At 69.7% G+C, this 13,051-nt stretch carries 13 protein-coding genes; 12 read left to right on the forward strand and 1 reads right to left on the reverse strand.

Annotation, left to right across the window (positions count from 1 at the left end; all coding sequences use genetic code 11):
- Positions 1-39: 39 nt before the first annotated feature.
- The 9 genes from DC434_RS18870 (at position 40) to DC434_RS18910 (ending at position 9,365) form a co-directional block, all read left to right on the forward strand.
- Entirely contained in the window at positions 40-891 is an 852-nt protein-coding gene (locus DC434_RS18870) for an ABC transporter ATP-binding protein (protein ID WP_116636873.1), read from the forward strand.
- Positions 888-1,934 carry an aliphatic sulfonate ABC transporter substrate-binding protein gene (locus DC434_RS18875; RefSeq protein WP_116636855.1) on the forward strand — a complete coding sequence of 349 codons (1,047 nt, stop codon included), beginning with the start codon at positions 888-890 and terminating at the stop codon, positions 1,932-1,934. The genes DC434_RS18870 and DC434_RS18875 overlap by 4 nt, the downstream gene beginning before the upstream one ends.
- Positions 1,935-1,999: 65 nt before the next feature.
- On the forward strand, positions 2,000-2,791 hold the full coding sequence (locus DC434_RS18880; RefSeq protein WP_243409016.1) for an ABC transporter permease: 792 nt from the start codon (positions 2,000-2,002) through the stop codon (positions 2,789-2,791).
- Positions 2,782-4,800 (forward strand): acetate--CoA ligase, encoded by a 2,019-nt coding sequence (acs, locus tag DC434_RS18885; RefSeq protein WP_116636857.1) that lies wholly within the window; start codon positions 2,782-2,784, stop codon positions 4,798-4,800. The genes DC434_RS18880 and acs overlap by 10 nt, the downstream gene beginning before the upstream one ends.
- Before the next feature lie 21 nt (positions 4,801-4,821).
- Entirely contained in the window at positions 4,822-6,126 is a 1,305-nt protein-coding gene (locus DC434_RS18890) for an O-acetylhomoserine aminocarboxypropyltransferase/cysteine synthase family protein (protein WP_116636858.1), read from the forward strand.
- Complete coding sequence (locus tag DC434_RS18895; protein WP_116636859.1) at positions 6,123-6,707, forward strand: CoA-binding protein; 585 nt, start codon at positions 6,123-6,125, stop codon at positions 6,705-6,707. The genes DC434_RS18890 and DC434_RS18895 overlap by 4 nt, the downstream gene beginning before the upstream one ends.
- Before the next feature lie 32 nt (positions 6,708-6,739).
- Complete coding sequence (coaE, locus tag DC434_RS18900; RefSeq protein ID WP_116636860.1) at positions 6,740-7,339, forward strand: dephospho-CoA kinase; 600 nt, start codon at positions 6,740-6,742, stop codon at positions 7,337-7,339.
- A complete protein-coding gene (locus DC434_RS18905; protein ID WP_116636861.1) occupies positions 7,336-8,547 on the forward strand; it encodes an MFS transporter in 1,212 nt (403 codons plus the stop codon). Before coaE ends, DC434_RS18905 begins: the two co-directional genes overlap by 4 nt.
- A 26-nt stretch (positions 8,548-8,573) precedes the next feature.
- Positions 8,574-9,365: a GNAT family N-acetyltransferase gene (locus DC434_RS18910; RefSeq protein WP_116636862.1), complete on the forward strand. Its 792-nt coding sequence runs from the start codon at positions 8,574-8,576 to the stop codon at positions 9,363-9,365.
- Here DC434_RS18910 and DC434_RS18915 read toward each other — a convergent pair.
- Positions 9,338-9,958, reverse strand: coding sequence for a DUF4126 domain-containing protein (locus DC434_RS18915; RefSeq protein WP_116636874.1), 621 nt, complete (start codon positions 9,956-9,958; stop codon positions 9,338-9,340). The two genes, DC434_RS18910 and DC434_RS18915, sit on opposite strands and share 28 nt — an antisense overlap.
- Before the next feature lie 133 nt (positions 9,959-10,091).
- Between DC434_RS18915 and DC434_RS18920 the strand changes: the two genes are divergently transcribed.
- The 3 genes from DC434_RS18920 to DC434_RS18930 all read left to right on the forward strand — a co-directional run.
- Positions 10,092-10,631, forward strand: a complete 540-nt coding sequence (locus tag DC434_RS18920; RefSeq protein WP_116636863.1) for a hypothetical protein — start codon at positions 10,092-10,094, stop codon at positions 10,629-10,631.
- Between the two features lie 37 nt (positions 10,632-10,668).
- Entirely contained in the window at positions 10,669-12,741 is a 2,073-nt protein-coding gene (uvrB, locus tag DC434_RS18925) for an excinuclease ABC subunit UvrB (protein ID WP_116636864.1), read from the forward strand.
- Positions 12,742-12,755: 14 nt separating this feature from the next.
- Positions 12,756-13,051 (forward strand): TfoX/Sxy family protein (locus DC434_RS18930; RefSeq protein WP_243409013.1); only part of this gene is annotated, 296 nt, incomplete at its 3' end.

A 13,051-nucleotide genomic window follows, 5' to 3' on the forward strand; every position in this document is an offset into this window, starting at 1 on the left:
CATTCGTAACAATCGCCGGGCTCCGCCAGCATGGGGATCATGACTGCCCTCCTGCCTGCGTCGCGCGCTGCCGACGCCCCGCGATCGGCGGGGCTGGCACAGGCCGTGCGGCTCGATGGCATCGAGCGCGCGTTCCCGCTTCCGCAGGGACGGCGCGAGGTCCTCCGCGGGGTCGACCTCGATGTCGCCCCGGGTGAGATCGTCGCCGTCGTCGGCCCGTCCGGATGCGGCAAGTCGACGCTCCTCCGTCTGGTCGGCGGACTGGACACCCCCACGCGCGGGAGCATCCGCCTCGACGGCACCGGCGTCGCGGACGTCGACGAGCGCACCGCGATCGCCTTCCAGGAGCCGCGCCTGCTGCCGTGGCGCACGCTCGCGCAGAACGTCGAACTCGGTCTTCCCCGCGGCACCGCTCGCCGCCCAGGGCGCGAGCGTGTGCGTGAGTTGCTGCACCTCGTCGGGCTCGAGCACGCGGCCGATCAGCGTCCGCGCGAGGTCTCCGGCGGCATGGCGCAGCGCGCCTCCCTCGCCAGGGCCCTGGCGCGCAACCCCGGTGTGCTCCTCCTCGACGAGCCGTTCGGTGCTCTCGACGCGCTCACCCGTCTGCGCATGCACGACCTCCTGCTGAAGATCCACGCGGCGGAGCCCACCACCATCCTCCTCGTCACGCATGACGTCGAAGAGGCCCTCTACCTCGCCGATCGCGTGCTCCTGCTGCGCACGCTGACCGGAGACACCGGCGATGCCGAGCCGTCGATCGCCCGAACGGTCGCCGTGCCCGGGATCCGCCCCCGAGACCGCGCGGATCGCGGCCTCGCCGACCTGCGCGCCGAGCTCCTCGAAGGACTCGGCGTCGACACCCATCACCGCATCACCGAGGAGAACCGATGAGCACCATCACCCGCCGAATCATCCCTGCGATCGCGATCGCCGGAACGATGATGCTCGTCGCGACCGGCTGCGTCGCCGGTGAGAACGCCACGGCCGATGCTCCCGAGAGCGAGAGCACCGCGGAAGCAGGCGAGTGGTCGGCGGACACGCTGTCCATCGACTTCGCCACCTACAACCCGCTCAGCCTCGTCATCAAGGACCAGGGCATCCTCGAGGAGATCCTCGGCGACGACGTCGCGGTCGAGTGGATCCAGTCCGCCGGCTCCAACAAGGCGAACGAGCTGCTGCGCTCCGGCTCAGTCGATGTCGGTTCCACCGCCGGCTCAGCCGCGCTGCTCGCCCGGGCCAACGGCTCGCCGATCCAGGTGATCGACATCTTCTCGCAGCCCGAGTGGTCGGCCATCGTCGTCGGACCCGACAGCGACATCACCTCCGTCGAAGACCTCAAGGGCAAGTCGGTCGCCGCGACGAAGGGCACCGACCCGTACTTCTTCCTGCTCCAGGCGCTCGAGGAGGGCGGTCTCTCCCTCTCCGACGTCGAGGTGCAGAACCTGCAGCACGCCGACGGCCGCGCCGCGCTCGACGGCGGATCCGTCGCCGCGTGGGCGGGACTCGACCCGATCATGGCCGCAGCCGAGTCGGAGTCGGGCGACAAGCTCATCTACCGCAACGTCGACTTCAACACCTACGGCTTCCTCAACGCCACCGAGGACTTCATCACGAACCACCCCGACCTGGCGCAGGCCGTCGTCGACGCCTACGAGAAGGCACGCGAGTGGGCTCTCGAGAACCCGGAGGAGACCGCGGCGCTGCTCGCCGAGGTCGCCGGCATCGACATCGCCGTCGCGACGACCGTCATCGAGGAGCGCTCGAACCTCGACGTGAGCGGCATCCCCGGTGACGACCAGATCGCGGTGCTCGAGAAGATCGCCCCGGTGCTCGTCGAGTCCGGCGACGTCCAGGGCGGCAAGGACTCCGTCGACAAGGCGCTCTCGTCCATTGTGAACGCGACCTTCGCCGAGAAGGCGGTCGGCGGCGAGTGACCGTTCCCGACCAGCAGGTCAACGTCCCGGCGGATTCGAGAGAGGCTCTCGATTTCGCGAAGGGGGTGCGGCGGCGCCCGGATGCCGGTGCGCGTCGCGCATGGGATCGACCGGTCGTGCGGATTCTCGCGGGGCTCGTCCTGCCCGCCGTCATCCTGATCGCCTGGCAGGCCGTCACGTCAGCAGGCCTCATCGAGCCGTACCGCCTTCCCGCACCGGCATCCGTCTTCCTCGCCGGGGTCGAGCTCGCGGAGACCGGTCAGCTCTGGACCCACATCGCGATCTCGGTGCAGCGCGTCGTGCTCGGTTTCGCGATCGGATCCGTGATCGGCCTCGCCGTCGCGGGCCTGGTGGGGCTGTCCCGGGTCGGTGACGTGCTCCTCAGCCCGACGCTCGCCGCCGTGCGTGCCGTGCCCTCTCTCGCCTGGGTGCCGCTGCTGATCCTGTGGATGCAGATCGGTGAGGAGTCGAAGGTCACGCTCATTGCGATCGGCGCGTTCTTCCCGGTGTACACGACGGTCGCGTCGGCGCTGCGCCACGTCGACCCGCACCTCGTCGAAGCAGGACGCTCGTTCAGCCTGCACGGCTGGTCGTTGTTCCGCACCGTGCAGCTGCCCGCCGTGGTGCCCTCGGTCGTCTCCGGGCTGCGTCTCGCTCTCGCCCAGGCGTGGCTGTTCCTCGTCGCGGCGGAGCTCATCGCGTCGTCGATGGGTCTGGGCTTCCTGCTGACCGACTCCCAGAGCACCGGCCGCGTCGACCGCATCCTGCTCTCCATCGTGCTGCTGGCTCTGCTCGGCACCATCACCAACGGCATCCTCGCGCTGCTGGAGAAGTACCTGCTCAGAAGATGGACGTGACTGTGACCGAGGCCCGACTCCAGGAGTCGCGCGTCTTCGCGCCGCCTGCCGGCTTCGCCGATCAGGCGAACATCGGCGCCGAGGCGTACGAGCGCGCGGCATCCGATCCGACCGCCTTCTGGGAGGATGCCGCGCGCCGCCTCGACTGGTTCGAGCCCTGGCACACGGCGCACGAGTGGGAGCCGCCCACCGACGGCGCGATCCCCGCGGCGCGATGGTTTCTCGGCGGCACGCTCAACGTGGCGTACAACTGCGTCGACCGGCACGTGGCCGCCGGCCGCGGTGACAAGGTCGCCCTGCACTTCGAGGGCGAGCCAGGGGATCGTGTGTCGGTCACCTACGCGGATCTGCAGCGTCGGGTGTCCCAGGCGGCGAATGCGCTCGTCGCTCTCGGCATCCGTCCCGGTGATCGCGTGGTGATCTACCTTCCCGTGCTCGTCGAGACCGTGGTGATCACGCTCGCCTGCGCCCGGATCGGCGCCGTGCACTCGCTCGTGTTCGGCGGATTCTCGGCCGAGGCTGTGCGGTTCCGCCTGGAGGACACGGGCGCGAAGCTGCTCGTCACGAGCGACGGACAGTTCCGCAGGGGCACGGCCACCGAGGTCAAGTCCACCGCCGACATCGCCGCCGCCGACCTGCCGGAGCTCGAGCACGTCCTCGTGCTGCGCCGCACCGGCCAGGACGTGCCGTGGACCGAGGGCCGCGACGTCTGGTGGCACGATGTCGTCGACACGGCCGCCACCGTGCACGAGGCGCAGCCGTTCGACGCGGAGCATCCGCTCTTCATCATCTACACCTCCGGCACGACCGGGAAGCCCAAGGGACTCGTCCACACCTCCGGCGGGTACCTGACGCACGCGAGCTGGGCGCACTGGGCGCACTTCGACGCGAAGCCCGACGACGTGCACTGGTGCACGGCCGACCTCGCCTGGGTGACCGCCCACACGTACGAGATCTACGGTCCGCTCTCGAACGGGCTCACCCAGGTCATCTACGAGGGAACGCCCGACGCCCCGCACCGTGAGCGCCACCTCGAGATCATCGAGCGCTACGGCGTCACGGTGTACTACACCGCGCCGACGCTGATCCGCACGTTCATGACCTGGTTCGGCGCCGATCTGCCGAACGGACACGATCTCTCCACGCTCCGCCTGCTCGGCACCGTCGGCGAGGCCATCAACCCCGAGGCGTGGGTGTGGTTCCGCCGGAACTTCGGTCGCGACGAGCTGCCGATCGTCGACACGTGGTGGCAGTCCGAGACAGGGGCGGCGATGATCGCGCCGCTGCCCGGCGTCACGAGCCTCAAGCCCGGGTCGGCCACCGTCCCGCTGCCCGGCATCGATGTCGCCGTCGTCGACGAACAGGGGCGGGAGGTCGCCCCCGGGCGATCGGGCACGCTGGTCGTGCGGCGACCCTGGCCGGGCATGGCGCGCACCGTCTGGGGAAACCCGCAGCGGTACCGCGACGCCTACTGGTCGGCATACGCCGGACATGGCGAGTCCGGCGGCTACTACGTCGCAGGCGACGGAGCCACCCGCGACGTCGACGGGTACATCTGGATCCTCGGGCGCCTCGACGACGTGGTCAACGTCTCCGGACACCGGCTCTCGACCATCGAGATCGAATCCGCCCTCGTCGCTCACGACACCGTCGGCGAGGCAGGGTCCGCCGGCGTGGCCGATCCGGTCACCGGTCAGGCCGTCGTCGCCTTCGTGACGCCGTCGGGTCGAGCCGAGGTGACGCCCGCGGATCTCCGTGCCCAGGTCGCACTCGCCATCGGCCCCGTCGCCAAGCCGAAGCACGTCGTGATCGTTCCCGACCTCCCCAAGACGCGATCGGGCAAGATCATGCGCCGACTGCTGGCACAGTTGTGGGAGGCCGAGCAGGATCGCCGTGCCGGACGCGAACCGCACCCGCTCGGCGACACCACCTCGCTGCAGAACCCCTGGGCCGTCGACGACATCGCCGACGTGCTCGCTGCCGCCGAACTCACACCACGGTCTCACTGACCACTCCGAACGGAGGACAGCATGACGGAAGAACACCGCTTCGGATTCCGAACCAGGGCCCTGCACGCGGGCGGCACCCCCGACGCGTCGACCGGCGCCCGCGCCGTGCCGATCTACCAGACGACCTCGTTCGTCTTCGACGACGCCGCGGATGCCGGGAACCTGTTCGCCCTGCAGAAGTACGGCAACATCTACTCCCGCATCGGCAACCCGACGGTCGCCGCGCTCGAGGAGCGCCTGGCCTCTCTCGAGGGCGGTATCGGCGCCGTGGCCACGGCATCCGGGATGAGCGCCGAGTTCATCACGTTCGCAGCCCTCGTCGGAGCCGGAGACCACGTGGTCGCGGCTGCGCAGCTCTACGGCGGCACGGTGACGCAGCTCGACGTGACGCTCCGCCGTTTCGGCGTCGAGACCACGTTCGTCGCTTCGACCGACCCCGCCGACTACGCCGCCGCGATCCGCCCGGAGACCAAGGTCGTGTACGTGGAGATGATCGGCAACCCCTCGGGCGAGATCGCCGACATCGAGGGGCTGGCCGCCGTCGCGCACGAGGCCGGGGTGCCTCTCGTCGTCGATGCGACGCTGGCGACGCCCTACCTCGCCCGCCCGCTCGAGCACGGTGCCGACATCGTCATCCATTCGGTCACGAAGTTCCTCGGCGGCCACGGCACGACGCTCGGAGGCGTCGTGATCGAGAAGGGCACGTTCGACTGGGGCAACGGCAGGTTCCCGCAGATGACCGAGCCCGTCGAGTCCTACGGCGGCATCAAGTGGTGGGACAACTTCGGCGAGTACGGCTTCCTGACCAAGCTGCGCTCCGAGCAGCTGCGCGACATCGGTCCGGCGCTCAGCCCGCAGTCCGCCTTCAACCTGCTGCAGGGCATCGAGACCCTGCCGCAGCGGATCGACGCGCACCTCGCGAACGCACGGATCGTGGCCGACTGGCTCGCGTCCGATCCGCGGGTCGCCTACGTCACGTGGGCGGGGCTCGACGGGCACCCGCACCGCGAGCGCGCCGCCAAGTACCTCCCGCTCGGGCCGGGCTCGGTCTTCGCGTTCGGCGTCGCGGCCGACGACGGGCGTGCGGCGGGAGAGACGCTGATCGAGAACCTGCAGCTCGCCTCGCACCTCGCGAACATCGGCGATGCGCGGACCCTGGTGATCCATCCCGCATCCACGACCCACCGTCAGCTCACCGACGAGCAGCTCGTAGCCGCGGGCGTGCGATCGGATCTGATCCGTATCTCCGTCGGTCTCGAAGACGCCGACGACATCATCTGGGACCTCGATCAGGCCCTGACCACGGCGACGGGAGCGAACCGATGAGCGCGACGAATCCAGCGACGGCGGACGCCTGCGCCGTCCCGGCTGTGGCGGACGCCGCGGCATGCGCGCTTCCCGGCGTCGCCCCGGCCATATCGGGACGGACATGGGTCGGCCCGAATCAGCAGGAGCGGTTCGCGCTGCTCCGCCGGGCGAAGTCCGTGGCGATCGTCGGCGCATCGAACAACCCGGCGCGCGCGTCGTTCTTCGTCGCGACGTACCTGTTGTCGAGCACCGCCTACGACGTGTACCTGGTGAACCCGCGCGAGACGGAGATCCTCGGCCAGCCCGTGTACGCCTCCCTCGCCGACCTCCCCGTGGTGCCCGACGTCGTCGACGTGTTCCGTCGCCACGACGATCTCCCCGGTGTCGCGCAGGAGGCGATCGACGTCGGTGCCAAGGCGCTCTGGCTGCAGCTCGGCTCGTGGAACGAGGAGGCCGCCGCCCTTGCAGAAGAGGCAGGGCTCTCGGTCGTCATGGATCGCTGCATCAAGATCGAGCATGCGCGATTCCACGGCGGACTCCATCTGGCGGGCTTCGACACCGGGGTGATCAGCTCCCGTCGCCAGCTCCTGTCGCGGTGAGACCGGAAGCCTCCGAACTCTAGACTGGCCGCATGCCCCTCATCGCACTCACCGGCGGTATCGCGTCCGGGAAGTCGACCATCGCGCGACGCCTGGCGGAGCGCGGAGCGATCATCGTCGACGCCGATCAGATCGTGCGCGACGTGCAGTCGCCCGGTTCGCCCGTGCTGGCGCGGATCGCGGAGACCTTCGGCGCCGAGGTCGTCGCATCCGACGGCACCCTCGACCGGGCGGCGCTCGGCGGCAAGGTGTTCGGTGACGCCGAGCTGCTGACGCAGCTGAACGCCATCGTCCATCCGGCTGTGCGGGCGGAGTCGCAACGCCGGTTCGAGGAGGCCTTCGCCGCCGATCCCCGGGCCGTCGTCGTGTACGACGTTCCCCTTCTCGTCGAGGCCAGGGTCGACGATCCCTGGGACATGATCGTCGTCGCGCACGCCCCGGCATCCGTGCGCCTGCGTCGTCTTGTCGAGCTGCGGGGAATGGACGAGACGGCCGCGCAGGAGCGGATCGCCGCGCAGGTGTCCGATGAGAAGCGCCTGGCGATCGCCGACGTCGTGATCGACACGGCCGGCGACATCGCGGAGACGCACGCGCAGACCGACGCCCTCTGGGAGCGGATCCGCGGGCAGTGACCTTCTCCGGCCACGCGCCAGGTTCCCGCGAGTACCGGCGCCTGATCATCGGTCTGTTCTTCGCCGGGATCGCGACCTTCGCGCAGCTGTACTCCGCGCAGGCCGTTCTGCCGCAGATCTCCGCGGACCTCGCGGTCAGCCCGGCGACGGCGGCGCTCAGCGTGTCGGCCGCGACGCTCGGGCTGGCCCTCGCCGTCATCCCGTGGTCGACGGTCGCTGATCGCATCGGTCGGGTGCCGGCCATGGCGACGGGCGTGCTCACCGCTACCCTGTTCGGCCTCGTCGCCCCGCTGAGCGGTGACATCGTCATGCTCCTCGCCCTGCGGTTCGCGGAGGGAGTCGCGCTGGGGGCGGTCCCGGCCGTCGCCCTCGCCTACCTCAGCGAGGAGGTCGAGGGGCGCCACGCCGCCACGGCCGCAGGGAGCTACATCGCCGGCACCACGGTGGGCGGACTGCTCGGACGCATCGTCTCCGGGATCGTGGGAGAGTTCGGTGGGTGGCAGGCCGGGGTCCTGAGCGTCGCGGTGCTCTGCGCGGCGGCCGCCGTGCTGTTCCTCTGGCTCACGCCGCGCGCGAGGGGCTTCGTGCCCGGCCGTCTGCGGGCGGTCCGTGGGCCCGGCATCCTGGAACGTCTGCGCGCGCCGCTGCGCTCCGCGCTGCAGTGGGCGCTCTACGCGCAGGGCTTCCTGCTGATGGGCGCCTTCGTGGCGGTCTACAACTACCTGGGGTTCCACCTCTCCGCACCGCCGTTCGACCTTCCGTCGTGGCTGGTGACCCTGCTCTTCCTCGCCTATCTCGCCGGCACCGTGTCGTCGCCGTGGGCGGGCGCCCTCGCCTCCCGCGTCGGGCGCTTCCCGGTGCTCCTCGGCTCGATCGGCATCATGGCCACCGGAGCGGGTCTGCTGCTCGTCCCCGCCGCCGCCGTCGTGCTCGTGGGCCTGCTCCTGTTCACGGCCGGCTTCTTCGGCGCGCACGCCGTCGCCTCGGGGTGGACGCCGGTCGCCGCAGACCCGGCGAGCAGAGCGCAGGCCTCGTCCCTCTACTACTTCGCGTACTACGCGGGTTCCAGTCTCTTCGGCTGGCTGCTCGGCCTCGTCTTCGGCGCGGCGAGCTGGAACTGGTTCGTGGCGGCCGTCGTGGCGATGTGCGCGGCCGCCGCCCTCGCCGCCTGGTCGGCCCTGCGCGGGGTGCCGACCGGTCGAGGATGAGCTTCCAGCTCTGAGAGGATCGTCACATGCGGCAGGAGTATCTCGAGGCCTACGACAGTCAGCTGCGCACCGGCGCGGAGATCGCGAACGCCGTGGAGGTGACGGAGCACGGTCCGCTGCGTCTCGCGACGATGCCGGGCGGTCAGGGCTTCATCACGTACGCAGATCTCGGGGGAGCGGATGCCGACGGCATCGCCGCTCTCGTCGACGCGGCCGCCGAGCATTTCCGCGGGCTCGGCGGCATCTCCTCGGTGGAGTGGAAGACCCGTGGTCACGACCGTGCCCCTGGGCTGCACGACAGCCTCGTCCGCCGCGGCTTCGTGCCGGAGGAGCCGGAATCGATCATGATCGGCGAGGCCCGGCTGCTCGCGCAGACGATCGAGATCCCCGCGGGTGTGGACATCCGGCGCGCGCGGACCGATGCGGAGGTGCTCGCCGCCGGCGAGATGCAGGGCGAGGTGTTCGCCGACGCGGAGTGGCGCTCGCGCGCAGAAGCACTCGTCGCACGTCTGCGCGCGGATGACGCCGTCGAACTGTGGATCGCGGTGGCGGAGGGCGCCGTGGTGAGCGCCGGCCGGTTGGAGCCCGTCGCGCGGACGGACTTCGCCGGGCTCTGGGGCGGGGCCACCCGGCCGGAGTGGCGTGGTCGCGGCATCTACCGGGCGCTCACCGCCGAGCGCGCGCGGTCCGCCCTGAGCCGTGGCCTGCGTTACCTGCAGTCCGATTCGACCGAGTTCTCCCGTCCGATCCTCGAGCGATCGGGGCTCATCAAGGTCTCGACGACGACGCCCTACGTCTGGACGCCGCCCTCGCGCTGACGGGCGCCTCTCTCCCTGCGTCGTCGCGCCGCGCGGCGCAGCACCACGATCGCCGTCACGACGAGCCCGATGAGCAGGATGCCTGCCACGACCGGCACGATGATCGCGGCGGCTGCGAGGGCGAAAGACGTGCCGTCCTCGACCGTGCTCAGCACGGGAGCGGCGAGACCTCCGGTCGTGGCGTTCGCGGCGAGGCGCGCCGTCGCCTTGAGCACGTGCACGGCGAGAGCGATCACGATCCCCGCCGCGACGGGCACCCAGGTGTTGTCCGCGAAGAACGACGCCGGATCGTCGACGGCGATCGTCTGCGCGCCGGCACCCGCCCCGAAGGCGATGCCGCCGGCCGCCGGTCGGATGATGCTCTGCACGACGTCGTTGATCGAATCGAGAGCCGGGATCTTGTCGGCCACGATCTCGAGCACGAGGAGCGCTCCGATCACCCAGAGCGCCACGTCGCCGGACAGCCACGACCAGCCCGCGGGGAGGGCCATCGCGGGGAGCAGTCGATCCGCGAGCCCGAGCAGGAACAGCGGCATCCACGCGTTCAGCCCCGCAGCGGCGGCGAGGCTGGAGCCGATGATGAACTCGATCACGCGCCCCACTCTACGGCCGGGGCGCCGCGCTCCCATCCAGCTCGGAGGGTTGCATCGATATTCTGATATGAGGCGTGGGGACGCCCAGGGGAGCGTCTGCTGGGGACGATTCTTCTGCGCCGGAAAGCAGAACATGACTGACGACAAGCCGGGGATCTCTCGTCGCACGATGGTCAAGGGCGCAGCGTGGTCGCTGCCCGTGATCGCGGTCGCCACCGCGGTGCCGCTCGCGGCGGCGAGCACGGGCGGCACGATCAACAGCGAGGCGAACTACTACTGGGATGCCGAGGCGCAGGGCGACTTCACGACGCTGGTCGCGGCCCAGGACGGCCTGCGGGCGACCTTCAGCACCCAGATCAGCTATCGCGCCGACCCCTGGGTGAACCCGCCGGCGGATGCATCGCTCGTCGTCGTGGTGGTCTTCGATTCGCCGGTCACCATCGACGCCGGTTCATCGATCGGCGGCTGGAGCGCCACGCCGGGTCTCGGCAGCACGGCGAGCTCGTTCACGTTCGTCTCCACACCTTCCGGGTTCGGCAGGGCGCTCACGTTCAACGTGGTCGGATCCGCGCCAGGACCGCTCACATCGACGGCGACGATGAGCCTCCTCAACGGCGGGACGACGACCTGGGCGCAGGAATCCTCTGCGGAGACGGCCACCCTCAACGCCTGACGGCCTCGATGTCGGAGGGGCGGCATACGCTGGAGACATGCAAACCACGCGCAGCGTCCGCCCCTTCGAGGTCATCAGCGAGTACGCGCCCGCCGGTGACCAGCCGCAGGCCATCGCCGAGCTCGCTGGACGCATCAACGCGGGCGAGACCGACGTCGTGCTGCTGGGCGCCACCGGTACCGGAAAATCCGCGACGACGGCGTGGCTGGTCGAGCAGGTGCAGCGCCCCACGCTGGTGCTCGCGCACAACAAGACCCTCGCGGCACAGCTCGCGAACGAGTTCCGCGAGCTCATGCCGAACAATGCGGTCGAGTACTTCGTCTCGTACTACGACTACTACCAGCCTGAGGCCTACGTTCCCCAGACAGACACCTTCATCGAGAAGGACTCGTCGATCAACGCCGAGGTCGAGCGGCTGCGGCACTCCACGACGAATTCGCTGCTCAGCCGGCGCGACGTCGTCGTGGTGTCGACCGTCTCGTGCATCTACGGTCTCGGTGCGCCGGAGGAGTATCTGCGCGCCATGGTCGCTCTGCAGGTGGGGGAGCGGTACGACCGCGACGCCCTCATCCGCCAGTTCATCGCCATGCAGTACAACCGCAACGACGTCGACTTCTCGCGCGGCAACTTCCGCGTGCGCGGCGACACGATCGAGATCATCCCGGTCTACGAGGAGCACGCGATCCGCATCGAGCTGTTCGGCGACGAGATCGAGGGGCTGTACTCGCTGCATCCGCTGACCGGCGAGGTCATCGAGAAGCTCGACTCGGTGCCGATCTTCCCGGCATCGCACTATGTCGCCGGCACCGACGTCATCCAGCGCTCGATCGGCACCATCGAGCACGAGCTCGAAGAGCGGCTGGCCGAGTTCGAGCGCCAGGGCAAGCTGCTCGAGGCGCAGCGTCTGCGCATGCGCACGACGTTCGACCTCGAGATGCTGCAGCAGCTCGGCTTCTGCTCGGGCATCGAGAACTACTCGCGGCACATGGACGGGCGCATGCCCGGCGAGCCGCCGCACACGCTGCTCGACTTCTTCCCTGACGACTTCCTCCTGGTCATCGACGAGTCGCACGTGACCGTGCCGCAGATCGGCGCGATGTACGAAGGAGACGCGTCGCGCAAGCGCACTCTCGTGGACCACGGGTTCCGTCTGCCGAGCGCGATGGACAACCGACCGCTGCGGTGGGACGAGTTCAAGAACCGCATCGGTCAGACCGTCTATCTGTCGGCGACCCCCGGCAAGTACGAGATGGGCATCGCCGACGGCATCGTGGAGCAGATCATCCGTCCGACGGGTCTGGTCGACCCGCACATCGTCGTGAAGCCGTCGAAGGGCCAAATCGACGATCTGCTCGAGGAGATCCGCCTGCGGGTCGAGCGTGACGAGCGTGTTCTCGTCACGACCCTCACCAAGAAGATGTCGGAAGAGCTCACCGACTTCCTCGGCGAGCACGGCGTCCGCGTGCGCTACCTGCACTCCGACGTCGACACGCTCCGACGGGTCGAACTGCTCAGCGAGCTGCGGGCGGGCGTCTACGACGTGCTGGTCGGCATCAACCTGCTGCGAGAAGGGCTCGATCTCCCCGAGGTCTCACTCGTCGCGATCCTCGACGCCGACAAGGAGGGCTTCCTGCGATCGGGAACCTCGCTGATCCAGACGATCGGCCGTGCCGCCCGAAACGTCTCCGGTGAGGTCCACATGTACGCCGACAAGGTCACCGACTCGATGGCGAAGGCGATCGAGGAGACCGATCGCCGTCGCGAGAAGCAGGTCGCCTACAACCTCGAGCACGGCATCGACCCGACACCGCTGCGCAAGCGCATCGCCGACATCACCGAGGTGCTGGCGCGCGAGGGCGCCGACACAGCCGACATGCTCTCCGGCCGCGGACGTCAGTCCGGGAAGGGCAAGTCGCCGACACCGAACCTCCGACGCACGGGCATCGCCGCCGAGGGCGCTCAGCAGCTCGAGGCGACGATTCAGGACCTGTCGAACCAGATGCTGGCCGCCGCTGCAGAGCTCAAGTTCGAGCTCGCCGGGCGCTTGCGTGACGAGGTGCAGGACCTCAAGAAGGAGCTCCGCGCCATGGAGCGCGCCGGGCACGCGTGAGCGGTGGCTGACCGGTGGATGCCGCAGGGGAAGAGCTGGCCGACCGCGTGAGAGCGCTGCTCCACGTCGGCGGCGACGTCGAGGAGAAGCGGATGTTCGGCACCCGGGCCTTCCTGCTCGACGGTCGCATCCTCGTGGGAGCGCGGAAGAACGGCGTCCTTCTGGTGCGGGTGGACGAGGAGAGCGGAGCAGCGCTCGTCACACAGTCCGGCGTCGCCGTCGCCGTGATGGGCGCGAAGACGATGGGGAACAGCTGGCTCGATGTGTCACCGGGTGTGCTGGGCGACGACGACGCCCTCATGTTCTGGCT

The sequence above is a fragment of the Microbacterium sp. TPD7012 genome (genome assembly GCF_003075395.1).
In the GTDB taxonomy this organism is placed as follows: domain Bacteria; phylum Actinomycetota; class Actinomycetes; order Actinomycetales; family Microbacteriaceae; genus Microbacterium.